The sequence below is a fragment of the Streptomyces sp. NPDC096046 genome, from assembly GCF_040303285.1.
Lineage (GTDB): Bacteria > Actinomycetota > Actinomycetes > Streptomycetales > Streptomycetaceae > Streptomyces.
Window position 1 is genome coordinate 153,534 of the sequence record NZ_JBEOSZ010000005.1, and the last position, 24,876, is coordinate 178,409.

Annotated in this window: 21 protein-coding genes and 1 pseudogene; 13 read left to right on the top strand and 9 right to left on the bottom strand. The window is 72.1% G+C overall.

Features of this window, described 5'->3' with window-relative positions:
• Nucleotides 1-69: 69 nt before the first annotated feature.
• The 3 genes from ABTX62_RS06770 to rhaI all read right to left on the bottom strand — a co-directional run bounded on the left by ABTX62_RS06770 (nucleotide 70) and on the right by rhaI (nucleotide 4,861).
• Nucleotides 70-1,518 (bottom strand): rhamnulokinase, encoded by a 1,449-nt coding sequence (locus tag ABTX62_RS06770; protein ID WP_352115169.1) that lies wholly within the window; start codon nucleotides 1,516-1,518, stop codon nucleotides 70-72.
• Entirely contained in the window at nucleotides 1,515-3,554 is a 2,040-nt protein-coding gene (locus tag ABTX62_RS06775) for a bifunctional aldolase/short-chain dehydrogenase (RefSeq protein WP_352115170.1), read from the bottom strand. The genes ABTX62_RS06770 and ABTX62_RS06775 overlap by 4 nt, the downstream gene beginning before the upstream one ends.
• Before the next feature lie 146 nt (nucleotides 3,555-3,700).
• The gene (gene rhaI, locus ABTX62_RS06780; RefSeq protein WP_352115171.1) at nucleotides 3,701-4,861 is read right to left on the bottom strand and encodes an L-rhamnose isomerase; all 1,161 of its coding nucleotides are present in this window, start codon (nucleotides 4,859-4,861) and stop codon (nucleotides 3,701-3,703) included.
• 260 nt (nucleotides 4,862-5,121) lie between these two features.
• On the opposite strand from rhaI, the gene ABTX62_RS06785 reads away from it, so the two are divergent.
• From ABTX62_RS06785 to ABTX62_RS06830, 10 genes are all read left to right on the top strand, one after another.
• Nucleotides 5,122-6,639 carry a sugar ABC transporter ATP-binding protein gene (locus ABTX62_RS06785; protein WP_352115172.1) on the top strand — a complete coding sequence of 506 codons (1,518 nt, stop codon included), beginning with the start codon at nucleotides 5,122-5,124 and terminating at the stop codon, nucleotides 6,637-6,639.
• Entirely contained in the window at nucleotides 6,636-7,676 is a 1,041-nt protein-coding gene (locus tag ABTX62_RS06790) for an ABC transporter permease (protein ID WP_352115173.1), read from the top strand. Before ABTX62_RS06785 ends, ABTX62_RS06790 begins: the two co-directional genes overlap by 4 nt.
• Nucleotides 7,669-8,679: an ABC transporter permease gene (locus tag ABTX62_RS06795; RefSeq protein ID WP_352115174.1), complete on the top strand. Its 1,011-nt coding sequence runs from the start codon at nucleotides 7,669-7,671 to the stop codon at nucleotides 8,677-8,679. Before ABTX62_RS06790 ends, ABTX62_RS06795 begins: the two co-directional genes overlap by 8 nt.
• A gap of 29 nt (nucleotides 8,680-8,708) precedes the next feature.
• Nucleotides 8,709-9,791 (top strand): rhamnose ABC transporter substrate-binding protein, encoded by a 1,083-nt coding sequence (gene rhaS, locus ABTX62_RS06800; protein ID WP_352115175.1) that lies wholly within the window; start codon nucleotides 8,709-8,711, stop codon nucleotides 9,789-9,791.
• 17 nt (nucleotides 9,792-9,808) lie between these two features.
• Nucleotides 9,809-10,129, top strand: a complete 321-nt coding sequence (locus tag ABTX62_RS06805; protein WP_062930800.1) for an L-rhamnose mutarotase — start codon at nucleotides 9,809-9,811, stop codon at nucleotides 10,127-10,129.
• A gap of 16 nt (nucleotides 10,130-10,145) precedes the next feature.
• Entirely contained in the window at nucleotides 10,146-11,570 is a 1,425-nt protein-coding gene (locus tag ABTX62_RS06810) for a BNR repeat-containing protein (protein ID WP_352115176.1), read from the top strand.
• Between the two features lie 86 nt (nucleotides 11,571-11,656).
• The gene (locus tag ABTX62_RS06815) at nucleotides 11,657-12,682 is read left to right on the top strand and encodes a LacI family DNA-binding transcriptional regulator (RefSeq protein ID WP_352115177.1); all 1,026 of its coding nucleotides are present in this window, start codon (nucleotides 11,657-11,659) and stop codon (nucleotides 12,680-12,682) included.
• A gap of 109 nt (nucleotides 12,683-12,791) precedes the next feature.
• A complete protein-coding gene (locus ABTX62_RS06820; RefSeq protein ID WP_352115178.1) occupies nucleotides 12,792-14,093 on the top strand; it encodes an alpha/beta fold hydrolase in 1,302 nt (433 codons plus the stop codon).
• 50 nt (nucleotides 14,094-14,143) lie between these two features.
• Complete coding sequence (locus ABTX62_RS06825; protein ID WP_352115179.1) at nucleotides 14,144-14,878, top strand: PIG-L deacetylase family protein; 735 nt, start codon at nucleotides 14,144-14,146, stop codon at nucleotides 14,876-14,878.
• A 110-nt stretch (nucleotides 14,879-14,988) separates the two neighbouring features.
• Nucleotides 14,989-15,831: a pentapeptide repeat-containing protein gene (locus ABTX62_RS06830; RefSeq protein WP_352115245.1), complete on the top strand. Its 843-nt coding sequence runs from the start codon at nucleotides 14,989-14,991 to the stop codon at nucleotides 15,829-15,831.
• Here the strand turns inward: ABTX62_RS06830 and ABTX62_RS06835 are convergent.
• The 5 genes and pseudogenes from ABTX62_RS06835 to ABTX62_RS06855 form a co-directional block, all read right to left on the bottom strand.
• Nucleotides 15,797-16,342, bottom strand: a pseudogene (locus ABTX62_RS06835) (cytochrome P450); the annotation flags it as partial. The gene ABTX62_RS06830 and the pseudogene ABTX62_RS06835 sit on opposite strands and share 35 nt — an antisense overlap.
• Complete coding sequence (locus tag ABTX62_RS06840; protein WP_352115180.1) at nucleotides 16,343-17,536, bottom strand: lactonase family protein; 1,194 nt, start codon at nucleotides 17,534-17,536, stop codon at nucleotides 16,343-16,345.
• A gap of 112 nt (nucleotides 17,537-17,648) precedes the next feature.
• A complete protein-coding gene (locus ABTX62_RS06845) occupies nucleotides 17,649-18,755 on the bottom strand; it encodes a GyrI-like domain-containing protein (protein WP_352115181.1) in 1,107 nt (368 codons plus the stop codon).
• Nucleotides 18,756-18,853: 98 nt separating this feature from the next.
• Nucleotides 18,854-20,107 carry an FUSC family protein gene (locus ABTX62_RS06850; protein ID WP_352115182.1) on the bottom strand — a complete coding sequence of 418 codons (1,254 nt, stop codon included), beginning with the start codon at nucleotides 20,105-20,107 and terminating at the stop codon, nucleotides 18,854-18,856.
• A 147-nt stretch (nucleotides 20,108-20,254) separates the two neighbouring features.
• A complete protein-coding gene (locus ABTX62_RS06855) occupies nucleotides 20,255-20,749 on the bottom strand; it encodes an FBP domain-containing protein (protein ID WP_352115183.1) in 495 nt (164 codons plus the stop codon).
• A 281-nt stretch (nucleotides 20,750-21,030) separates the two neighbouring features.
• Here ABTX62_RS06855 and ABTX62_RS06860 point away from each other — a divergent pair, with 281 nt between their 5' ends.
• The 3 genes from ABTX62_RS06860 (at nucleotide 21,031) to ABTX62_RS06870 (ending at nucleotide 23,731) form a co-directional block, all read left to right on the top strand.
• On the top strand, nucleotides 21,031-22,008 hold the full coding sequence (locus tag ABTX62_RS06860; protein ID WP_352115184.1) for a phosphotransferase family protein: 978 nt from the start codon (nucleotides 21,031-21,033) through the stop codon (nucleotides 22,006-22,008).
• A 96-nt stretch (nucleotides 22,009-22,104) separates the two neighbouring features.
• Nucleotides 22,105-23,394, top strand: coding sequence for an ROK family transcriptional regulator (locus ABTX62_RS06865; RefSeq protein WP_352115185.1), 1,290 nt, complete (start codon nucleotides 22,105-22,107; stop codon nucleotides 23,392-23,394).
• Between the two features lie 61 nt (nucleotides 23,395-23,455).
• Complete coding sequence (locus ABTX62_RS06870) at nucleotides 23,456-23,731, top strand: hypothetical protein (RefSeq protein ID WP_352115186.1); 276 nt, start codon at nucleotides 23,456-23,458, stop codon at nucleotides 23,729-23,731.
• A 106-nt stretch (nucleotides 23,732-23,837) separates the two neighbouring features.
• Here ABTX62_RS06870 and ABTX62_RS06875 read toward each other — a convergent pair whose 3' ends face one another.
• A complete protein-coding gene (locus tag ABTX62_RS06875) occupies nucleotides 23,838-24,866 on the bottom strand; it encodes an SDR family oxidoreductase (RefSeq protein WP_352115187.1) in 1,029 nt (342 codons plus the stop codon).
• Nucleotides 24,867-24,876 lie beyond the last annotated feature (10 nt).

The window sequence follows — 24,876 nt, forward strand, 5'->3', positions numbered from 1 at the left end:
AGCGGCCCCTCCCACACGCGGTCAGCGTAGTGGGGGAGCGGCAAGGGGACGAGGCGCGGGGGAGGCCCGTCAGTGACCGGCGAGCCGGTCCTGCGCGGCGCGCCACCGCCCGGTCCCGCCGCGCGGCTCGTACCGTGTGAGCGGCTGTGTGCGCACGAGCAGCCGCCGCATCCCCGCAAGGTCGCCGGCCGGTCCATGCGCGCGTGCCTGCACCAGCACGTTCCCGAGGGCGGCGGCCTCGGTCGGCCCGGCCACCACCGGCAGCCCGCAGGCGTCGGCGGTCAGCTGGCACAGCAGCGCGTTGCGCGTACCGCCCCCGACGACATGCACGACGTCGACCGCGTGCCCGGCGAGCCGCTGGGCGTCCTCGACGGCCTTGCGGTGCGCCAGGGCGAGGGAGTCGAGGATGCAGCGCGTCACCTCGGCCGGCGACTCGGGCACGTGCTGCCCCGAGACCCGGCAGGCCTCGGCGATCCGCTCGGGCATCCGCCCCGGCGCGAGGAACGCCGCGTCGCCCGCGTCCACCACCGACCGCAGCGCCTCCACCCTGGACGCCTCCAGCAGCAGCGAGCCCAGATCCGTCTCGCCCCAGGCCCGTACGCACTCCTGCAGCAGCCAGAGCCCCATGATGTTGCGCAGATAGCGGACCGTGCCGTCCAGGCCCAGTTCGTTGGTGAAGTTGGCCGCCCGGCTCTCCTCGGTCAGTACCGGCGCCTCCAGCTCCACACCGGCCAGGGACCAGGTGCCCGTGCAGATGTAGGCGAACCGTTCGCCCGACGCCGGTACCGCGGCGACCGCCGAGGCGGTGTCGTGCGACCCGACGGCCGTCACCGGCACGGGGCCGGTGAGCCCGGTGGTCTCCAGCACCTCGGGGCGCAGCAGTCCCGCAGTGTCGCCGGGCTGCCGCAGCGGCGCGAACAGCCCGAGGTCGATCCCGAGGCGCTCCGCGACGTCGTACGCCCAGTCGCGGGTGCGCGGATCGATCAGCTGGGTCGTGGAGGCGTTGGTGAGCTCGGTGCCCTGCTCGCCGGTGAGCCAGTACGTCAGCAGATCGGGCATCAGCAGCAACCGCCGGGCCTGGGCGAACTGAGCCGTCGATCGCGCGGCGGTCAGCTGGTACAGGGTGTTGAAGGGCGCGTACTGCAACCCGGTCGCGGCGTACAGCTCCCGCGCGGGCACGGTCGCCCACACCTTCTCCGCGACCCCTTCCGTTCGAGAGTCCCGGTAGTGCACGGGGTTGCCGAGCAGCGCCCCGTCCGCGTCGAGCAGTCCGTAGTCCACGGCCCAGCTGTCGATGCCGACGGAGTCGACCCGCCCCGCCGCCTTCAGCCCGTCCAGTACCCCGGCGTACAGCCCGAGCACGTCCCACCGCAGCCCCTCGGGCACCCGGACCGGCCGGTTGGGGAAGCGGTGCGCCTCGGCCAGCTCCAGGCTGTCCGGGCCGACGCGGCCGACCATGACGCGCCCGCTGGACGCGCCGAGGTCGACCGCGGCGTAGGACCTCACCGCCGCGCTCATCGCAGGAAGGCGGCCGCGACGCCGGCGTCGACCGGGATGTGCAGACCGGTGGTGTGGGTCAGGTCCCCGCCGGTCAGCGCGAAGACCGCGTTCGCGACGTGCTCGGGGAGCACCTCCCGCTTGAGGATGGTCCGCTGCGCGTAGAACTCACCCAGCTTCTCCTCCTCCACCCCGTACACGGCGGCCCGCTGGGCGCCCCACCCGCCGGCGAAGATCCCCGAGCCGCGCACGACACCGTCCGGGTTGACCCCGTTGACCCGGATGCCGTGCTCGCCCAGCTCGGCGGCGAGCAGCCGCACCTGGTGGGCCTGGTCGGCCTTGGTGGCGGAGTAGGCGATGTTGTGGGGACCGGCGAACACGGCGTTCTTCGAGGCGATGTAGACGAGGTCACCGCCCAGTTCCTGGGCGATCATCACGCGCGCCGCTTCCCGCGACACCAGGAAGGACCCGCGCGCCATGATGTCGTGCTGGAGGTCCCAGTCCTTGGCGGAGGTCTCCAGCAGCGGCTTGGAGATCGAGATGCCGGCGTTGTTGACGACGAGGTCCACTCCGCCGAAGGCCAGCACGGCCGCCCGGAACGCCTCGGCGATCTGCTCCTCGGACGTGACGTCCACCGTCACGGCGACGGCCTTGTCGGACCCGCCCAGTTCCTCGGCGACGGCCCGGGCGTTCTCCGCGTCGAGGTCGGCGACGACCACGCACGCCCCCTCGGCGACGAGCCGGTGGGCGATGGCCTTGCCGATCCCGCTGCCGGCACCGGTCACCAGCGCCACCCGGGTCGCCAGCGCCTTGGGCTTCGGCATCCGCTGGAGCTTGGCCTCCTCCAGCGCCCAGTACTCGATCCGGAACTTCTCGGACTCCTCGATCGGCGCATAGGCGGAGACGGCCTCGGCCCCGCGCATCACGTTGACGGCGTTGACGTAGAACTCGCCCGCGACCCGGGCGGTCTGCTTGTCCTTGCCGAAGGAGAACATGCCCACGCCCGGTACCAGCACGATCGCCGGGTCGGCGCCCCGCATGGCGGGGGAGTCCGGCTCGGCGTGCCGCCGGTAGTAGGCGGCGTACTCCGCGCGGTACTCGGCGTGCAGCTCCTTCAGCCGGGCGATCGCCTCGTCGAGCGGAGCGGTCGGCGGCAGGTCCAGCACCAGCGGGCGGACCTTGGTGCGCAGGAAGTGGTCGGGGCAGGAGGTGCCGAGCGCGGCCAGACGCGGGTGCTCCGCCCTCGCGAGGAAGTCGAGCACGACCTCGGAGTCGTTGTAATGCCCCACCTGGGGCCGGTCCCGGGAGGTGAGGGCGCGCACGTACGGCGCGAGGGCGGCGGCCCGCTCGCGCCGCTCGGCGGCGCCCAGCGCGGCGTACCCCTCGATCACCGGACCGAAGGGCTCGGGCTTGCCCCGCTCGGCGAGGAACGTCTCGGCGGTCCGGATGATGTGCAGCGAGTTCCGCTCGCACTCCTCGGAGGTGTCACCCCAGGCGGTGATCCCGTGTCCGCCGAGAACGCACCCGACGGCCTGTGGGTTGGCCTTCTTCACGGCGGCGATGTCCAGCCCGAGCTGGAACCCGGGCCGCCGCCACGGCACCCACACCACACTGTCCCCGAAGCACTCCGCGGTCAGCTTCTCCCCGTCGGCGGCGCAGGCGAGCGCGATCCCCGAGTCCGGGTGCAGATGATCGACGTGCGCGGCCTCGACCAGCCCGTGCATCGCGGTGTCGATGGAGGGAGCGGCCCCGCCCTTCCCGTGCAGGCAGTAGTCGAAGGCGGCGACCATCTCGTCCTCGCGCTCGACTCCCGGATACACGTCGACGAGCGCCCGCATCCGGTCGAGCCGGAGCACGGCCAGCCCCGCCTCGGTCAGCGTCCCGAGGTCGCCGCCGGACCCCTTGACCCACATCAGCTCGACGTCCCCACCGGTGACAGGGTCGGTCTCGGTGCCCTTGGCGGAGGCGTTGCCCCCCGCGTAGTTGGTGTTCCGGGGATCGGAGCCGAGCCGGTGCGACCGGGCCAGCAGAGCGGCAGCTTCGGGATGGACAGACATGAACGGTTCCTTTTCAGAAGAGAGAGGGGGAGGGCAGGAAGGTGCCTTCTTCGGGGCGCGGGGCGGCGCTGATCAGCGGCTCCGCCGCGGGGCGCGACCAGCCACATGCGGCGCGCACCCCGCAGAGAACAGAACCCGGCAGACGCTCACGCCCCCCAGCCGGCCTGCTGCCCACCGACCCGCTCGGCGACGATCTGCTCGGCCCACCCGGACCGCCGGTACGCGGCGAGCGGCTCGGGGTCCAGCCCCATCTCCTCGCGCACCTCACGCAGCAGAGGCCGCACGTCCGTGTTGTACGCGTCCATCACCACGGCGTTCGCCTCCAGCACGTCGCCCGCCCGCTGCGCCGCGGCCAACGCGTCACCATCGACCAGCAGCGCCTTGGCCGTGGCCTCCTGGACGTTCATCACCGATCGGATGATCGCCGGGATCTTCGCCTCGATGTTGTGGCACTGGTCGAGCATGAAGGCGACGTCGGGCGAGAGCCCACCGCCCCGCACGACCTCGTACATGATCCGGAAGAGCTGGAACGGATCGGCGGCCCCGACCATCAGGTCGTCATCCGCGTAGAACCGCGAGTTGAAGTCGAAACCGCCGAGCTTCCCCTCGCGCAGCAGGGTCGCCACGATGAACTCGATGTTGGTTCCCGGCGCGTGATGCCCCGTGTCGACGACGACCTGCGCCTTCGGCCCGAGCTTCAGGCAGTGGGCGTAGGCGGTTCCCCAGTCCGGCACATCCGTCGTGTAGAAGGCGGGCTCGAAGAACTTGTACTCCAGCAGCATCCGCTGCCCGTCCCCGAGCCGCTCGTAGACCTCGGCCAGCCCCTCGGCCAGCCGGTCCTGCCGACCACGGATGTCGTCCTGCCCGGGATAGTTCGTCCCGTCGGCGAACCACAGCTTCAGATCCGTCGAGCCCGTCGCATCCATGATGTCGACGCACTCCAGCAGATGATCCACGGCCTTCCGCCGCACGGAAGCCTCCGGATGGCAGATGCTCCCGAGTTTGTAGTCGTCGTCCTGGAAGGTGTTGGAGTTGATCGCCCCGAGCCGCACGCCCTGCTGCTCGGCATGCTTCGCCAGCGCCGCGTAGTCCTCGACCCGGTCCCACGGAATGTGCAGGGCCACCGTGGGCGCGACCCCGGTGAACTCGTGGACCTTCGCCGCGTCGTCCAGCTTCTCGAACGGGGTGCGCGGCACGCCCTGCTGTGCGAACACCTTGAACCGTGTGCCCGAGTTCCCGTACGCCCACGACGGCGTCTCGACGGCCTGTGTCTTGAGAGCGGCCTTCGCCGCGGCGAGCTCGGTCACGTCAGGCTCCTGTGCCATCGGGTCGTGACGACCACTGAATGAAACGATTCAGGACGCGAAGCTATGGGCCCCCCGAAGGGGTGTCAACCCCTCCGGCCCACACGCTTTCCCGTGACGCGGACGCACCTCGCGTCCTCGAAACATTTTCGACCGGAACCCATTGACGCGACATACGCGAGCCGCCTAACGTCCCGGCAACCCAGTTGAAACCTTTCACGACGCCGAGAGGGCCGACCCGCCGGCGTCGTCGAGGAGCCCTCATGACCCACCCGTCCACCACGGGTCCGGCCCCGGTTCTCGCGCTGAAGGACGTCTCCAAGTCCTTCGGCGCGGTCCGCGCACTGCGGGACGTCTCCCTGGAGCTGTTCCCCGGGGAGGTGCACGCACTCGCCGGTGAGAACGGTGCCGGCAAGTCCACCCTCATCAAGACGCTCGCCGGCGTGCACCGCCCGGACGCCGGCCAGGTGCTGCTCGACGGCGCGCCCGTCGCCTTCCACGGCCCCGGCGACGCCCGCGACGCCGGCATCGCCGTGATCTACCAGGAGCCCACGCTCTTCCCCGACCTGTCGATCGCCGAGAACATCTACATGGGCCGCCGGCCACGCCGCGCCCTCGGCCGCATCGACCACAAGGCCACCCACCGCGCGACCGCCGAGCTGATGAAGCGCCTCGGGGTCGAACTCGACCCCGACCGTCCCGCCCGCGGACTGTCCATCGCCGACCAGCAGATCGTGGAGATCGCCAAGGCCCTCTCCTTCGACGCCCGGGTCCTGATCATGGACGAGCCCACCGCCGCCCTCACCGGCAGCGAGGTCGCCCGGCTCTTCGGCGTCGTCCGCACCCTGCGCGACCAGGGCGCAGCCGTGCTGTTCATCTCCCACCGGCTGGAGGAGATCTTCGAGATCTGCCGGCGGGTCACCACCCTGCGCGACGGCGCCCGGATCGCCAGCGAGCCGCTGGAGGGCATGACCGAGGAGGACCTCGTGCGCCGCATGGTCGGCCGTGAACTCGACGAGCTCTACCCCAAGCAGGACGTGCAGCCCGGCGAGGTCGCCCTGAGCGTGCGCCGGCTGACCCGCGAGGGCGTCTTCACCGACGTCTCCTTCGACGTCCGGCACGGCGAGATCGTCGGCCTGGCCGGACTCGTCGGCGCCGGGCGCACCGAGGTCGCCCGGGCGGTCTTCGGCATCGACCGCTGGGACGCCGGTGAGGTGTCCGTCCAGGGCAAGGCGCTGGTCAACGGCGCGCCCTCCACCGCCATGGCCGCCGGACTCGCCCTGGTCCCCGAGGACCGGCGCGCCCAGGGCCTGGTGATGGACATGTCCATCGAGCGGAACATCGGCCTCACCGGTCTCCGCACGACCGTGAGGGCCGGGCTCATGGACCGCGGCGCCGAACGCAGCCGCTCCCTCGACTGGGCCGTCAGGCTCCAGGTGAAGTACGCCCGGATCGCCGACACGGTCAACACGCTCTCCGGCGGCAACCAGCAGAAGGTCGTGCTCGCCAAGTGGCTGGCCACCGGCCCGAAGGTGCTGATCGTCGACGAGCCGACCCGCGGCATCGACGTCGGCACCAAGGCCGAGGTGCACCGGCTGCTGTCCCAGCTGGCCGCCGACGGCGTGGCCGTGCTGATGATCTCCTCCGACCTGCCCGAGATCCTCGGCATGGCCGACCGCGTGCTGGTGATGCACGAGGGCCGCCTCACCGCCGAGATCCCCCGCTCCGACGCCACCGAGGAAACCGTGATGGCCGCAGCCACCGGGAGGGCCGCCGCATGACGGTCGTCACTCCGCAAGAGGCTCCCGTGGCCGATGTGCCCGAGTCGAGCGGCACCCGGCTGGTCGACCGCGTCTTCAAGATGCGCGAACTCGCCATCCTGCTCGTCTTCCTGGTGATGATCGCCGTCACCCAGGCCGGCAACAGCGAGTTCCTGTCCGAACAGGGCGTCAAGGACCTGCTGCTGAACGCGACCATCCTGGTCCTGGTCGCCACCGGCCAGTCCCTCGTCGTCATCACCCGCAACGTCGACCTGTCCGTCGGATCCACGCTCGGCATCAGCGCGTTCGCCGCCGGCGTCTACCTCCAGGGCGGCGGCAACCCGGTCGTGGCGATCGCCCTGGCCGTGCTGCTCGGCATCGGCTTCGGACTGCTCAACGGACTGCTCGTCAGCCTCGGCCAGGTGCCCGCGCTCGTCGTCACCCTCGGCACGCTCTACATCATCCGCGGCATCGACTCCATCTGGGTCGGCTCACGTCAGATCACCGCGGCCGATCTGCCCGGCGGATTCGTCGACTTCGGCTCGGGCGGCATCTCGGCGGTGCCGTACCTGGCCCTGATCGCCCTGGCGGTCCTCGTCGCCACCGCCTACTACCTCAAGCACTTCGGCAGCGGCCGCGAGCTCTACGCGCTCGGCTCCAACCCGGAGGCCGCCCGCCTCGCCGGCATCCCCGTACGCAAGCGGATCCTCGCCGCGTACACCTTCTGCGGCGCCCTCGCCGGACTCGCCGGCGCGATGTACCTCGCCCGGTTCGGCAACGTCGACTCCGGCACCGGCAGCGGCTACGAACTGACCGTCGTCAGCGCGGTCGTGGTCGGTGGCGTCGTCTTCACCGGCGGCTCCGGCAGCGTCTACGGCGCAGCCCTCGGCGCGCTGCTGCTGACCTCCATCAACAGCGTGCTGCCCGCCCTCGGTGTCAGCTCCGTCTGGGTGCTCGCGATCAACGGCATCCTGCTCATCCTCGCGATCGCGGTCGACCGGGTCGTCGCGCTGCGCGTGGCCTCCGCCCTGAAGAAGAGGAACGCCCGCCATGGCTGACATCTCCCCGAGCCGAGCGGTCCGCTGGTCCGGCCTGAAGAGGTGGGATTCGGCCGTCGGCGCCCTGCTCGTCGTGGTGCTGCTGTTCTCCTTCGGTTTCGTCGACGGGTTCGGCAACGCGTTCAACCTGTCGTTCCTGATCGGCAGTACGCTGCCGATCGCGCTGATCGCGCTGCCGATGACCCTGCTCGTCGTCTCCGGTGAGATCGACCTGTCGGTCGCCTCCACGGCCGGTCTGTCCGGCGCGGTCATGGGCGCCCTGTGGAACCAGGGCATGACCATCGAGACGATCATTCCGATCTGCCTGCTGCTCGGCGTCGTGTGCGGGCTGATCAACGGGCTCCTGGTGACCAGGCTGGGGCTGCCGTCCCTCGCCGTCACCATCGGCACCCTCGCCGCCTACCGGGGCATCGCGCAGATCGTGCTCGGCTCCGACGCGGTGACCGACTTCCCGACGCAGTACCTCGACTTCGCGGCCGGGCGCATCGGCGAGACGTTCATCCCGTACGCCCTGCTGCCGTTCCTCGTCCTGCTCGCCATCGCCGTGGTCGCCCTGCACGCCACGCCGTTCGGCCGGTCGCTGTTCGCGATCGGCGCGAGCGAGGAGGCCGCGCGCTTCGCCGGCATCCGGGTGAAGCGGCAGAAGCTGATCCTGTTCACCCTGACCGGTCTGATGGCCTCACTGACCGGCGTCTTCTGGGCGCTGCACTACGCCAGCGCCCGCTACGACAACGCCACCGGCCTCGAACTGTCCGTCGTGGCCGCCGTCCTGCTCGGCGGCATCGACTTCGACGGCGGCAAGGGCACGCTCGGCGGCGCGATCGCCGGGGTGTTCCTCCTCGGCGCGCTCCAGAACGTGATGAGCCTCCAGGACGTCTCCGCCCAGTCCCAGATCGTCGTCACGGGCGTCCTGCTCGTCCTGTCGGTACTCGGCCCCCGGGTCGTACGGCAGATCTCCACCGCGAGGGCGGGTCGCAGAGCCGCCTCCACTCCCACCTCGTAACCCAGCCCTCCTCGTAAAGGATCATCGACATGCGCAAGTCCACCCTCCGCCGCTCCTGCGCGGCCCTCGCCACCGCCACCTCACTCGCGCTCGCGCTCACCGCCTGCGGCGGCACCACCAAGAAGGACGTCGCGAACGAGGGCGCCTCGGCCGCCACCGCCGGCAAGGCCGACCCGAACGCCGCCACCAAGAAGGGCCTCACCGTCGGGTTCCTGCCCAAGCAGGTCAACAACCCGTACTTCACCAGCGCCGACAAGGGCGGCGAGAAGGCGCTGAAGGAGCTGGGCTCCAGCTACAAGGAGGTCGGGCCCTCCAGCGCGACCGACACCGCCGGACAGGTCTCCTACGTCAACACGCTCACCCAGCAGCAGGTCGACGCGATGGCCGTGTCCGCGCAGGACCCGGGCGCCCTGTGCACCGCGCTCAAGCAGGCCATGAAGAACGACATCAAGGTCGTCACCTACGACTCCGACACCACGCCCGACTGCCGCAACGCCTTCGTCTCGCAGGCCTCCGCCGAGGACCTGGGCCGCACCGAGGTGCAGCTGCTCGCCAAGCAGATCGGCTACAAGGGCGAGATCGCGATCCTGTCCGCCGCGCAGACGGCGACGAACCAGAACACCTGGATCGACTTCATGAAGGACGAGCTGAAGAAGCCCGAGTACAAGAACATGAAGCTGGTGAAGGTCGCGTACGGCAACGACGACGCCCAGCAGTCCTTCCAGCAGACCCAGGGCCTGCTCCAGGAGTACCCGGACCTGAAGGGGATCATCTCCCCGACCACCGTCGGCATCAAGGCCGCCGCCCAGTACCTGTCGGGCTCCAAGTACAAGGGCAAGGTTAAGCTGACCGGCCTCGGCACCCCCAACGACATGCGCAAGTACGTCAAGAACGGCACCGTCGAGGCGTTCGAGCTGTGGGACCCGGCCAAGCTCGGCGAACTGGCCGCCCGCACCGCCGTCGCCCTGTCCTCCGGGCAGATCACCGGCAAGGAGGGCGAGACCTTCAAGGCCGGCGCCATGGGCGAGTACACCATCGGCAAGGACGGCGTGATCAGCCTCGGCAAGCCGACCGTGTTCGACGCCGAGAACATCGACCAGTTCAACTTCTAGTCTACGGAGGGATGTTGATGCAGCGCGTGTGCTTCCTGCTGAAGGTCCGGGCGGAGCGCCTCGACGAGTACCGCGAGCGGCACGCCGCCGTGTGGCCCGAGATGCTCCAGGCGCTCTCGGAGACCGGCTGGCACAACTACTCGCTCTTCCTGCGCGAGGACGGACTGCTCGTCGGCTACCTCGAGACCGAGGACTTCGCGGCCGCCCAGGCCGGAATGGAAGCCACCGACGTCAACGCCCGCTGGCAGGCGGAGATGGCACCGTTCTTCGAGTCACTGGACGGCGCCCGGCCCGACGAGGCCATGAAACCGCTCACGGAAGTTTTCCACCTCGCATGACGATGGAGTCCACGAGATGCACAGACGTACCTTGCTGGCCGCCGCCCTCGCGGGAGCAGTGGTGACCCCCGCCCTCACCTCCGGCACGGCGCGGGCCGCCGACCCCGGCCCGGCGGTCACCCGGATCGGCACCACCACCCTCGACGGCCGGGCCCTCTTCTTCGTGTCCTACGACGGGCTGGTCAACAACAACGCGTTCCAGAAGAACGGCCTGCTCACCTACAAGGGCCACCAGTACGCCGCCTGGTACACCGCCGACCGCAACGCCGTCGTCGGCCGCCGCGCCCTGGGCGCGAGCACCTGGTCCACCGTGAGGGTCGGCCACACCCTTCGCTACAACGACTCGCACAACGTCATCTCCATGGGCGTCTCCAAGGCCGACGGCCGGCTGCATCTCAACATGGACTCCCACAGCGACGGCTTCACGTACGTCAAGTCCGTCGCCGGACTGATGGACAACCCCGGCGGCCTGAGCTGGACCGCGAGCCGCTTCGGCGCACCCCAGTCCACCCTCGACGGACTCGCCCTGACCTCGCAGTTCACCTACCCGCAGTTCGTCTCCACACCCGACGGCAGACTCCAGCTGAGCTACCGCGTCGCCGTCTCCGGCAACGGCCGCAACGCCCTCGCCGAGTACGACGGCACCAGGTGGACCGACCTCGGCGAGTGGTCCTCCTCCACTGGCACGTACACCAGCGAGCACGGCTCCTCGACGGCCCGCAACATGTATCTGCACGGCATCGACTACGACCGCAACGGCCGGCTGCACTCCTTCTTCACCTGGCGCGAGCAGAACGGCGCCGTGATGTGCAACGGCGGCGGCATCACCAACCACGACACCGGCTACGTCTACTCCGACGACCGGGGCCGCACCTGGCGCAACAACGCCGGCGCCGTCGTGGGCGTCACCGGAGGCTCCGACAAGGTGTCCGTGACCGACGCGGGCCTGGTGGTCGACCCGCTCAACCCCGACCACTCCCTGATGAACCAGGAGAGCCAGTTCACCGACTCCGCGGGCCGGCCGCACGCGATCATCTCCTACGTCCCGGGCCGCTTCGGCCAGTGCACCACGAACTACGTGGCCAACCGCACCGCCAACGGCCGCGCCTTCCACGTCCGCAAGAACGCCTCCGGCACCTGGCAGAAGACCGAGATCCCGGTCCCGCTGAACTCCAGCCAGCGCACCAAGCTGATCCTGGACAAGTACGACAACGCGTACGCGATCTTCCCGTTCGGCCGGATCGCCGGGGCGTCCGCCGCCTCCGGGTACACGGACTGGAGGATCCTGTTCGACGGAAGCGGTCTCAACGCCTTCGGCGAGGTCGTCATCGACGAGACGCGGGTCGCGCAGGACGGGGTGCTGTCCTTCATGTACCAGGAGAAGTCCAGTGGTACGACGCCCTCGGCGCTGCACGTGACGGACTTCCGCCTGCCCGCCTGACCGCATCCGGTTGCCGGGGCGGCATGCCGGTAATGTGATGCCGCTCCGGCCGCCGCCCCCGTCCCCCTCCTGGAGGTCCCTGCCCGATGGTCCAGTCGGTGGGTATCAAGGACGTCGCCCGCGTCGCCGGAGTCTCCGTCGGCACGGTCTCGAACGTGATCAACCGCCCGGACACGGTCGCGACCGAGACCCGGGCCCGGGTGCTGTCCGCGATAGACCGGCTCGGATACGTCCGCAGCGAGTCCGCGCGCCAGCTTCGCGCGGGCCGCAGCCGCATCATGGGGCTGCTCGTCCTCGACATGGGCAACCCCTTCTTCGTCGACGTCGCGCGTGGCGCCGAGCGCGCCGCCCGGCAGGCCGGACTCGGCGTGATGGTCTGCAACAGCGCCCAGAGCCCGGGTGAGGAGGCCGAGTACCTGTCGCTCTTCGCCGAGCAGCGGGTGCGCGGTGTGCTGCTCACCCCGGCCGACGCGACCGGCCGCAACATCGAGGCGTTCCGCCGGCACGGCATCCCGTTCGTGCTGGTCGACCGGGTCGCCGAGGGCACCACGGAGTGCTCGGTCTCCGTCGACGACGTGGCGGGCGGCGCCCTCGCGGTACGCCACCTCGTCGACGCCGGGCACCGCTCCCTCGCCTACGTCAGCGGCCCGCCCGGCCTCAACCAGGTCCGTGACCGGCGCACCGGCGCCCTCGAAGCACTCGCCGAGGCCGGGCTCGGCCCCGACGCGCTGCGCGAGCTGCCCACCGAGCGGCTGGACGTCGCCGCGGGCCGGGACGCCGGGGCCCGGCTGCTCGGCCTCGCCGACCGGCCCACCGCCGTGTTCTGCGCCAACGACCTGCTCGCCCTCGGCGTCCTGCAGGCCATGTACGCGGCCGGTGTCGGCGTCCCCGACGACCTGGCCATCGTCGGCTACGACGACATCGAGTTCGCCGCCGCCGCTGCCGTCCCCCTCACCTCGGTACGACAGCCCGCCGTCACCATGGGCGCCATGGCGGCCGACCTGCTCCTGGAGGAGACGGAGGAGGAGGGCGCGGCGCGACCGCACGAGCACCGGCGGGTCGTCCTCCAGCCCGAACTGGTGGTGCGCCGCTCCAGTCTGTCCGCGCGCTGAGCCTGAACCGCCGTTCAGCGGGATCTCATGATCCGAAGGGCCTCCGCCCGGACGTTCCCTGTGATGAACTGGGACGCGGCCAGTACATTCGTCCGTCCCGGGAGCCCTGTTGTCCCTCAGCTACCGCCAGCCCGGAGTCGTCCTCACCGACCGCCGCTTCACCGTCCCCCTGGACCACGACCGGCCCGAGAGCGAGACGATCGAGCTGTACGCCCGCGAGGTCGTCGCCAGCGACAAGACGCACCAGGACCTGCCATGGCTGCTCTACCTCCAGGGCGGCCCCGGATTCGGCGCCGACCGGTCCGTCGGCCGGCCCGGCTGGCTGGGCAGGGCCCTGAAGGAGTACCGCGTCCTGCTTCTCGACCAGCGCGGCACCGGCCACAGCACGCCCGCCAACCGGCAGACGCTCCCGCTGCGCGGCGGCCCCGCCGAGCAGGCCGACTACCTCACGCACTTCCGCGCCGACGCCATCGTCGGCGACTGCGAGGCCATCCGCGCGCAGGTCACCGGCGGCAAGCCCTGGACCGTCCTCGGGCAGAGCTTCGGCGGCTTCTGCGCGACCACCTATCTGTCCCTGGCCCCGGAGGGACTGGCCACCGCCGTGATCACCGGCGGTCTGCCCTCCCTCGACGCCCACGCCGACGACGTCTACCGGGCCGCCTTCTCGCGCATCGAACGCAAGGTCGCCGCCCACTACGCCCGTTACCCGCAGGACGCCGAGCGTGCCCGCCGCATCGCCGACCACCTGCTCACCCATGACGTGGTCCTGCCGAACGGCTACCGGCTGACCGTCGAGGCCTTCCAGTCCCTCGGCATCGTCCTCGGGACCGGCGACGGCACCCACCGCCTGCACTACCTCCTGGAGAACGCCTTCGTCCGCACCCCGCAGGGCCTCACACTCTCCGACGGGTTCCAGGAGCAGGTCCAGGCCATGCTCTCCTACGCCCGACACCCGCTGTACGCCCTGATCCACGAGTCGATCTACGGCCAGGACGCCCGGCCCACCGCATGGTCGGCCGACCGGGTCCGCGCCGAGTTCCCGCAGTTCGACGCCGCCAAGGCACTCGCGGGCGACGAACCGCTGCTCTTCACCGGAGAATCGATTCACCCCTGGATGTTCGACTGCGACCCGGCGCTGCGCCCGCTGCGCGAGACCGCCGACCTGCTCGCCGCCCGCACCGGCTGGACGCCCCTGTACGACCCCGCCCGCCTCGCCGCCAACACCGTGCCGGTGGTGGCGGCGGTCTACCACGACGACATGTACGTCGACACGGCCCACTCCCTGCGCACCGCCCGCGCGATCCGGGGCCTGCGCACCTGGATCACGGACGAGTTCGAGCACGACGGCGTGCGCACCGGCGGCCCCCGCGTCCTCGACCGGCTGCTCGCGCTGGTCCGGGGCGAGGAGTGATGCCGCGCCGGAGCCGTGGTGACGTCGGTGGCGCGATTTAGTCTGTGGACATGACGACCACTCAACTCCAGCCCATGCCCGGCGACTGGCGGCGTGCCCTCGCGGTCGTGGCCCACCCGGACGACCTCGAGTACGGCTGCTCGGCGGCGATCGCGGCCTGGACCGACGAGGGCCGCGAGGTCGCCTACGTGCTCGCGACCCGGGGCGAGGCGGGCATCGACACCCTGGAGCCCGAGCGGTGCGGGCCGCTGCGCGAGCGGGAGCAGCGGGCGAGCGCGGCGGTGGTCGGGGTGTCGGAGGTGGAGTTCCTCGACCACCGGGACGGCGTCGTCGAGTACGGCACCGCGCTGCGCCGCGACATCGCCGCGGCGATCCGCCGGCACAAGCCCGAGCTGGTCATCACCCTCAACCACCGCGACACCTGGGGCGGCGTCGCCTGGAACACCCCGGACCACGTGGCCGTGGGCCGGGCCACCCTCGACGCGGCCGGCGACGCCGGCAACCGGTGGATCTTCCCCGAGCTCGTCGAGCAGGGCCTCGACCCGTGGGACGGAGTGCGCTGGGTGGCCGTCGCCGGTTCCAGCACCCCCACCCACGCCGTCGACGCGACACCCGGGATGGAACGGGCGGTGCGCTCCCTGCTGGAACACCGCACCTACATCGAGGTGTTGACCGACGAGGACCCGGAGACGTACGTGCGCGGCTTCCTGACGCAGCACGCCGAAGCGACCGGGGAGCGGTTCGGGGGCCGCCCGGCGGTGGCGTTCGAACTGTTCGGCAGATGACCGGCGGTCGACCGGCGATCGACCGGCGGACGACGGGGGAGACCATGACAGGCAGCGCGGAGCCGGCCGACCGGTTCGAGGAACAGCGGGGGCATCTCAAGGCGGGTCGTATGCTGAACGGCATGCGAGATCATCAGGCCGGGCGGGTGGAGTTGCACGGGGACTGCGAGCAGTGCTTCGGGCTGTGCTGTGTCGCCCTGCCGTTCGCGGCCTCGGCCGACTTCGCGGTCGGCAAGGCCGCCGGCACGCCCTGCCGCAACCTCCGGGACGATCATCGTTGCGGCATCCACGCGAAGCTGCGGCAGAAAGGATTCTCCGGCTGCACGGTCTACGACTGCTTCGGCGCCGGGCAGCGGGTCTCGCAGATCGCCTTCGGCGGCCGGGACTGGCGCTCCGGACCGCCGGAGCAGTCCCGCCGCATGTTCGAGGTGTTCCCGGTCGTCCGGCACCTGCACGAACTGCTCTGGTACCTGACCGAGGCCCTCGCCCTCCCGGCGGCCCGTCCCGTCCACGCCGGACTGCGCAAGGCGCTGGCGAAGACCGAGGAGCTCGCCGCCGGCACCCCGGAGGAGCTCGCCGGGCTGGATGTGGCGGCCCACCCTCAGGACGTCAACGTGCTGCTGCTGAGGACGAGCGAGCTGGCCAGGGCCGGCATCAAGGGCCGCAGGAAGGACCGCCGGGGCGCGGACCTCATGGGCGCCCGTCTCAAGGGCGCCGACCTGCGCGGCGCCGGCCTGCGCGGTGCCTGTCTCATCGCCGCCGACCTCACCGGCGCGGACCTGCGGGGCGCCGACCTGATCGGTGCCGACCTGCGCGACACCGATCTGACGGACGCCGACCTGACCGGGGCGTTCTTTCTCACCCAGCCGCAGCTGAACGCGGCCCGGGGCAGTGCCGGGACCCGGCTGCCCGGCTCAGTCACCCGCCCCCGGCACTGGACGCCGCAGATCTGAGGCCGGCTCCCGCACCGGGGCGCTCCGGGCGCAGCCGCAGGCCCTCCGGCATCAGCGTCAGCCGTTCCGTCACGCGCAGCCGGTAGGCCGGGTCGGGCCGCAGCTCGGAGCGGCGCAGCAGCATCCCGAGCACCAGCGTGGCCTCGTGCAGCGCGAACTGGCGCCCTATGCACGCCCGCGCGCCCGTCCCGAACGGCTTGTAGGTGTGCGGGGGGCGGGACCGTACGGCCTGAGCGTCGAAGCGGCCGGGGTCGAACCGCTCGGCGTCCGCGCCCCACACCTCGGGGTCCCGGTGCAGCATCGGCGTCAGCACCAGCGCCCACGCCCCGCGCCGCATGGGATGCTCCCCGGCCAGCACCGTGTCCTGCCGGGCCTCCCGGGAGAACGCGGGCGCGGTGGGCCACAGCCGCAGTGACTCGTCCAGGACCCGGCGGACGTGGCGCAGCCTCGCCACCTGCTCGTAGGCGGGTTCCGCCGCGTCGCCCCACACCCGGTCCACCTCGGCGCGCGCCTACAGCGGCAGCGCACAGACGGCGACGGGTGAGCGGAACGATTCGCCCGCCCGCCGCAGTTCGCCGTTCGCCTCGTCCACGTGGAAGACGGTGACGGTGGAGGACTTCTGGTTCGCCGCGAACAGCAGCGTGCCCTCCGGGGAGAAGGCGATCTGGCGCGGGAAGTCCCCGCCCACCGGCACCGTGTCCAGGAGCCTGAGCCGGGCGCCGTCCGCCTCGACGGCGTAGCGGGTGAGGCTGTTGTGCCCGCGGTTGGCGAGGTACGCGTACCGGCCGTTCGCGGTCACCAGCAGCTGCGCCGGGTAGTTGGTCCCCTCACCCGTGCCCGTGGACTGCGCCTCGCCGACGCTCACCCGGCCGGAGGCCGCGTCGTACGAGCAGACCGCCACCGTGTTGTCGACCTCGTTGGCGAGATAGGCGTACCGGCCGCCCGGATGGAACGTGAGGTGGCGCGGTCCGGCACCCGGCCGGGTCCGCGCCCGCGCGACCTCGGTGAGCGTGCCGGCCTTGTCGTCCAGCCGGTACGTGTAGACGGTGTCGGTGCCCAGATCGACGGCGAGAACATGGCGCCCGTCCGGGCTCGTGACGAACTGGTGGGCGTGCGGGCCCTCCTGACCGGGGCCGGGCGCCGGGGCGGAGTGCCGGACGAGGGCGGTGCGCTCGCCGAGCGCGCCCGAGGCGTCGATGGGGTGCACGGCCACACTGCCCGAGCCGTAGTTCGCGCTGAGCAGCCAGCGCCCGCCCGGGTGCACCGACAGATGGCAGGGCGCCGCGCCACCGGTGCTCCGGCTGCCCAGGACCTTCCGGTCGGACAGCCGGACGGCGCTCACGGCACCGTCGTCCCGCTCGTCCACCGCGTACAGCGTCCTGCGGTCCGGGTGGATCGCGAGGTACGACGGGTCACCGACGCCGGTGATGATGCCGACGGCGGTGATCCGGCCCGTCGCCGGGTCGTAGGCGGCCAGGCCGATGCCCTTGCCGCCGCCCTCGACGGAGGTGTAGGTGCCGAGGTGGAGCGGGCGGGGCCCGGAGGGGCGCCGGGCCCCGCGGGACGGGCCGGCACTCGGTTCGGGCACCGGGGCCGCGGTCGTCGTGGGCGCGGGTGCATCGTCGCAGGACGGCAGCGCCGCCGCGGCGGCCCCGCCCGCCAGTGCGCCGACGAACCGGCGCCTGCTCCAGCCACCACTGTCCATATCGCCCCTCAGGTCGTCACGTGTCCCCGTCGTGACAGCCACCTTGACGTTTCCCGGCCTTCGGGTGCAACAACGGCAGCGGGTGGCGTGCGCGAGGTGCGACGGTGGCCGGTTACCAGTTCCCGTCCGCCACGGGCTTGCCCGGGGCGTCCCCCAGTCGCCGGGTCTGGCCCGGCGCGGGCGGCTGCCAGGGCTCGTGGTCGTCACCGAGCCAGTCGCCGACCGGATTCACGGACCCGAGGGTGTCCGTCGGGGCGAGGTCCTGCGCGTCCTCGTCGTAATACTCGAACCACGGCAGGCCCGCGCGGGTGTACGCGGCCCGGTCCACCGGCGACGGCGGCGCGGCCTCGCCGGTGATCCGGCGCCACTCCGGCGGCGTCACCAGGTGCACGAACACCCGCCCGCCCGGCCGCTCCGACCAGTGCGAGAGCGGCCGGTCGTCCTGGTAGACCTCCTGACGCATGGAGCCGCCGACGCCCAGACCCATCGCCGCGACCGCGCGCGGCGGACCCGCCGGGGCGGCACCGGGGGCGGGCGCCGGGGCCGCTCCGGGCCCGGGCGGGGCCGCCATGGGCATCGGGGCGCCGAAGCCGCCGGACGAGGGTGGGGCCGCCATGGGCATCGCGGCGCCGTAGCCGCTGTGCGGCGGCATCAGCCGCTGCCGCTCCGCCCGCTGCCGCTCCTCCTCCCGCCACCGCGCCAGCTCCCGGTCGTTCAGCGCGAAGGACTGCAACTGGACGCCGCCCCACACCTCCTCGCCCGTGACCTGCCCCTCCACGGTGGCGCCCAGGCCGAGCGGGACGGCCACGAACTGCCGGACCGTGCCCGTGCCGGAGTTGATGCCGTCCAGCCAGGGCTGGCGGGGGAGCACCACGTAGTTCTGCGGGCCGCGCGCCAGGCGGTCGCTCCAGGGGCGGCCCGAGACCGCGCACACCTTGCCGACGCCGACCTGGAGTGCGGCCGGTTCCGAAGTGCCCGCGAAGCTCAGCCACATCGCCTCGCGCAGATACACCGGGAGCATCACACCGCCGCGTGCCCGCCACGCCTCGGGCACCCTGTCCGCGTGGTCCGCGACCCGCCGCACCGGGAACTCGCCCAGGCCCGGCGGCAGCGGATGGGTGCCGGTCTCCGGCAGGCGCAGGGTGCGGATGAACCGGACCGCCACCCCGCCCGGCAGCCGCAGTGTGTTCCCGTCGATCCGCACGGTCGTGTCGGCCATCGGCCCGCTCCTCGCATCAGGTGCCGGCCCCCTGCCGGCGCTCCGCTGAGGGGGCTTTCACCCATCCCGTACCGGCCGTTCACAGTGAAGGGACCCCCTCAGGGATAACGCCCGCCGAACCCCGCGCGGTTCCGCCACATCTGTTCCGTGACGCCCAGTCGCTCCCGCAGCCGTGTCAGTCGTGGCATCCGCGCGCGCTGTTCTCCCGACACACGGTCCAGTTCCTCGAACAGGCGCCGCGTGCGGTGCTCGGTGTCGAGCTCGTCGAGGATGCGGTTGACCTCCGTCAGGACGGCCCCCGGAAGCTGCCAGTGCCGCGGGTCGCGCTCGGCCTCCTCGCGCAGCAGCAGCGCCAGTTTGTCGCGGGTGCCCGCCGCCGTGCGCAGTTCCGCGGCGAGACGTTCCTCCGCCGACTCGGCGCTCGCACTGAGGTGGGTGGTGACCAGCACCGCGAAGCTCACGACGGCGTCGCCGATCTCGGACAGCAGCTGCTGCAGGGCGGCGCCCGTCTCGGCCTCGAACAACGGCTCGGGTTCGCGCTCCTTCGCCAGGTCGGTGAGGGAGCGGGCAAGCACGCGCAGGACGACCGTGCAGATCTCCAGCGTGTCCAGGCCGGTGCGCATCACGACCCGGTGCAGCACGCTGTCCTGCACGCGCGGGTTGAGCCGCAGACTGTCCTCGGCCTGACTGAGGGCCGCGTCCACCTCGACGATGTCGTGATCCAGGCGGCGCGCCTCGTGCAGTTGCTTCTCCGCGCGGTGCACGGGCGTGCCGCCGGCCGCCTCGTCGCCCATGCGCAGCATCAGCTGCCGCAGCCTGCGCGCCAGGCCCTCGATCGACTCGCCCGCCTCCTCCACCCACACCGGCGGGGCCAGCAGCAGGTTGCAGGCGAGTCCGACGACGGCGCCGATCAGCGTCTCCACGACACGGGACCAGGCGGTGTCCCCGACGGTGGTGACGCCGAGGACGAGCATCGCGCTGATCGCGACCTCGGGTACGTACTCCTCCACCCGGACCAGCCGTCCCACGGCCAGCGAGGCCACGAGGAGCAGTGCCAGGCTCCACCAGGTCAGGCCCACCAGCAGGCTGAAGGCGATCGCGACGAGGACGCCGGTCACCACGGCGTTCACCCGCCGGAAGCCATTGGTGATCGTGGCGTACAGCGTCACCTGCACGACCAGCAGCGCCGTCAGGGGAGCGGTGAGAGGTGCCGGCTCGGGGCTCAGCCGCAGTGCGATGACGTACGCGACCGTCGCCGCGAACGCGGACCGCAGCGTCTGGACGACCACGGGATCACGACGCTTCCTTACGATCCGCCCGGCGTGCGCAGTCCACTCACGTACCTCTCGCATCCTCTGGCTGTTCCCCTTCCTCGGCGTAACGAACGCATCCATGATCACATCCATGACGGACGCTCACGAAGGACGTTAACGCCGGGCGAAACCAGGAGCGATCGAGGGCGGTCAGGCGGACACCTCTCCTTGGGCGGACACCACGTCTCAGGCGGACACCTTGTCGAGGAAGGCGGCCAGATGGCCCGCGGTCCGCTCGATCTGCTGCTCCAGGGTGAGGCTCTCCTCGAACCGGGCCCCGGTCTCCGGTGCCTTCTTCCCGCGTACGTACAGGGAACAGGCGAGGTCGGTGCACATGTACACGCCGACGGAGTTGCCCTCGCGCCCGGCCGCTCCCGCCTTGCGCGCGGTCATCAGCGCGACCCCGCCGCGCGGGTGCGTCGTCAGGCAGAGCGAACACATGCTGCGGTGCAGGAACCCGCGCCGCGCGGTCTGGAAGCGCATCGCGACCCCGACGAGCCGCCCTTCCCGCTCGGTGACCAGATAGCTCCGATCCGGTGCTCCCGGATCCCGCCACCCGAGGAAGTCGAGGTCGTCCCACGGGCGGTCGTCGAGGTTCCGGGGCACGGCGAGGCGCTTGGCCTCGCCCTTGGAGCAGTTGACGAAGGAGGTGCGGATGTCCTGCTCGCCGAGTGGCTTCACGGGGATGCTCCAGGGGTGGTCGTCGCGAAACCCGGGGGTCCTGGGTTCGTGGGCCGGGTCAGGGTAGGCAGCCGCGCCGGAACGCGGCCACCGGATTTCCGGGACGCCTCCCGCATGGCGCCCGGGTGCGGGAGGCGTCCCGTACCCTGTTCCGCGGGCATGCGCCGGACGCCGACGAGGCCGCCGCCGACCGGTGTTCGACGGGCTGGTCGCGGACGGGCGTCACGTCGAGGACGTGTACGCGGCCGGCCGACCGCAACGGCAGGGGGGGTGGGCGCACGGTGGCGGACTCCTGGGAACGGGCCCGGCACATCCTCCGGACGGCGGGCCTGGACCCCGGCCGCCTCGCCCACCTGGCCCCGCTGACCGGGGGCACGTACAACACGGTCGAGGAACTCCGCCTCACCGACGGCGGCCGCTACGTGCTGAAGATCCCGCCTGCCGCGGCCGTCCCCGGCATGCGGCACGAGAGGTGGCTGCTGGTCTCCGAGGCCGAGTTCTACCGCTCGGCCACCCGGGTCGGAGTCCCCACTCCGCGGGAGGTGTCCGCCGGGGACGACTTCCTGCTGATGACGGTCGTCCCGGGCGATCCCTGGGACGGCACGCTCACCGGCGCGGAGCAGGCCGCCCTGCGCACGGAACTGGGACGGCAGGTGGCCCGCCTGCACCGCGTGACGGGCCCGGGCTTCGGCTACCCCTCCGGCGCCCTCGGGCCGCTCGCTCCCGACTGGCGCACCGCCTTCACGGTGATGTTCGACGCCGTCCTCGACGACGCCCGGCGCTACGGGGCCCGGCTGCCCCGCCCCGTGGACGCGGTGGCCGGTGCCGCCGCGTCCGCCTACGGAGTGCTCGACGAGGTCACCGAACCGTGTCTCGTCCACTTCGACCTGTGGCCGGGCAACATCCTCGTCGACCGCCCCGACGGACAGGCCCGCATCGGCGGCCTCATCGACGGCGAGCGGATGTTCTGGGGCGACCCGCTGGCCGACTTCGTCTCCCTGGCGCTGCTCGGGGACATCAGGAACGACGAGGCGTTCCTGGCCGGCTACCGGGAGGCGGGCGGCCGGGCATGCTTCGACGCCCCGGCCCGCCTGCGGCTCGCCCTGTACCGCACCTATCTGTACCTGATCATGCTCACCGAGACGGTCCCCCGCGGGGCCGATGAGCAGCAGGAGCGCTGGGTGCGGCAGCGGGTCGCCCCGGAACTCGTCGCGGCGCTGGACGAGATCGAGGAGGCCCGCAGGCCCCACTCCCGTTAGCTCACACCATGAAATAAGGGGTGGAGGAATATCGCGCCGACCCGGCCCCGACGGTATGTTGCAGGTCGGTCGGACAGGGGAGGCGAGGGGAGCCACATGGCCGCGCGGAACGGGCGCACGGTACGCGATCTCAGGCGGGCCAACCGCACGGCCGTGCTGCAACGGCTCTACTTCGACGGCCCGCTCAGCCGCTTCGAACTCGGCCCGGCCACCGGGCTGAGCTCGGGTTCCGTCAGCAACGTCGTCGCCGACCTGGTCGCCGACGGGCTGGTCGAGGAGGCGGGCAGCGTCGACTCCGACGGCGGCCGGCCCCGCACCCTGCTGCGCGTGGCGCCCGGCAGCGGCCACATGATCGGCGTCGACGTCGGCGAGACCAGGGTCCGCGTCGAACTGTTCGACCTCACCCTCAACGAACTCGCCCGGGCCGAGCACCCGCTCACGCCGCAGCGGTACGACGTCGAGGCCATCGTCGACCACATCCGCCAGGGCATCGCCGAGGTCCTGGACACCGCCGGCCTGGCGCCCGAAAGGCTCCTCGGCGTCGGCATCGGCGTCCCCGGCATCGTCGAGCGCACCCCCGACCGCGGCGCGCTCGTGCACGGGCAGACCATCGGCTGGGACGCCGTCCCGCTGGAGGCCCTGCTCCGCACCGGCTCCCCGCTGCCGGACACCGTCCCGTACTTCATCGACAACGGCGCCAAGACGCTGGGTCAGGCCGAGATGTGGTTCGGCGCCGGCCGGGGCGCCCGCAACGCCGTCGTGGTGCTCTTCGGCTCCGGCGTCGGCGCGAGCCTGGTCACGCCCGACGTGGAGCAGGGCCGCGCCGTCGAATGGGGACATCTGACCGTACGGGTCCGGGGCCGCCGCTGCCGGTGCGGGGCCCTGGGCTGCCTGGAGGCGTACGCGGGCGCCGAGTCGCTGCTCGCCCGCTGGCGCGAGGAGGGCGGTCGGGTCCCCGACGGCACCGACGAGGAGACCGCCCTCACCACGATGCTCGCCGCGGCCCACCCGCCCGAGGGCGGCACGGCCGACCCGGTCGCGCTGGCCGTCCTGGAGGAGACCGCCGAGTACCTGGGCGCCGGCCTGTCCGACCTGATCAACCTCTTCCAGCCCGAGCGCATCCTCATCGGCGGCTGGGCGGGCCTGGCGCTCGGCTCCCGCTTCCTGCCCGCCGTACGCCGCCACGCCATGTCGTACGCGCTGCGCCACCCGGCCGGGAAGGTGACCGTCGACCTCGGCAGGCTCGGGCCCGACGCGGTCACCGTCGGCGCCGCGATCCTGCCGCTGGCCGACTTCTTCGCACGCGGCGGACGGCGCCTCGACCCGGCGCCGGAGTATCCGCTCCCCGCCTGGCGCACCGCGCTCGAGGAACGGACACCGCGCTGAGGTTTCGCCGATCACCGCGGAGGTACTCGCGTGGCGCCCGGACCACAGAAGGGAGCGCGCCGTGACCGACCACCGCCTCGAAGGACCCGGCGAGAACGGTGAGCCCATTCCACGGGACATGCCGGACCAGCAGGCCGACGACGGCGAGGACCCGTGGGAGGTCGCCCCGCGCTTCACGGGCACCGGCAAGGACGACCGGGATGAGAGCGACGACGAGACCGACGAGCCCGCCGGTGACGTCCCCGACACGGACGAGGCGGGGACGGGCCGGCGAGGAGCACCGCGCTCGGGAACGGTTCCCTCCGAGCACCCGGTGCCGGACGAGCCCTCCGCCTAGGAGGGCATCCCACCGAGGGCCGCAGCCGACTGTGGGGGTCGGCTGCGGCCCTCGCGCATGTCCTCATGCCCGAGGATGCCCGGGGGCGCGAAGGGGCCGCCCGGATTCAGCCCACCTTGCGACCCCGCAGTGGTTCCGTGCGCGCCCCGGCACCCTGCCGCAGGCCGAGCAGGAACTCCTCCAGCACCTCCGGCGCCGTGTGCTCCGGTCGCCAGCCGAGCTCCCTGTGGGCGCGCGTCGAGTCCATCAGCGGCAGCCGCAGCACCGCGTCGAACAGGTGCGGCGACGCGGGCAGCAGGTGCAGGCCCCAGGCGGCGGCGATCGCGGACCGGGCCGCCGTGCGCGGCAGCCGGACCGGGCGCGCGTCGAACATCTCGCTCAGCAGCCGCGCGTCGATCGGCGGGTCGGCCGCCAGGTTGAAGGCGCCCCGGACATCGGAGTGCAGGGCCAGCCGGTACGCGTTCGCCGCGTCGTCCGTGTGCAGCGCCTGCATCCTCAGCCCCGGGATGTCGGGCAGGAAGGGCAGCAGCTCCGGGCGGGCCAGGGGGCCGGGCAGGAAGCGGCCGCCGAAGATGCGGCGCTGCTCGCTCGCCGACTCCCGCTGGAAGAGGAAGGCGGGCCGCATCCGCACCACCCGCGTCATCGGGCGGTCGCGTTCGAACGTGTCCAGCGCCCGCTCCAGATACGCCTTCTCCCGGCAGTACGCGGCGTCCGGCCAGCCGTGCGTCGGCCAGGACTCGTCCACCGTCTCGTCCTTCGGGCCGGGCGAGTACGCGCCGACCGACGAGGCGTGCACCAGCGTCGGCACTCCGGACGCCGCCACGGCTTCGAAGACCCGCATGCTGCCCAGCACGTTGGTGCGCCAGGTCGCCGCCGGGTCGTGCGTCGGCTGGAACGCCCAGGCCAGGTGGACCACCGCGTCGGCGTCCGTGAACCGCTCCGCCAGATCGGGCCGCTCGGAGGACAGATCGACGGCGGCCCAGTCCGTCTTCGGGGGCGACCAGTCGGGGATACGCCGGGCCAGGCCCAGCACCGACGCGACCCCCGGGTCCTCCGAGAGCAGACGTACCACGCTGGTGCCCACGTTGCCGGTGGCGCCCGTGACGACGACCCTCATGCCTGTTCCGCTGCTCACCTTGCGCTCC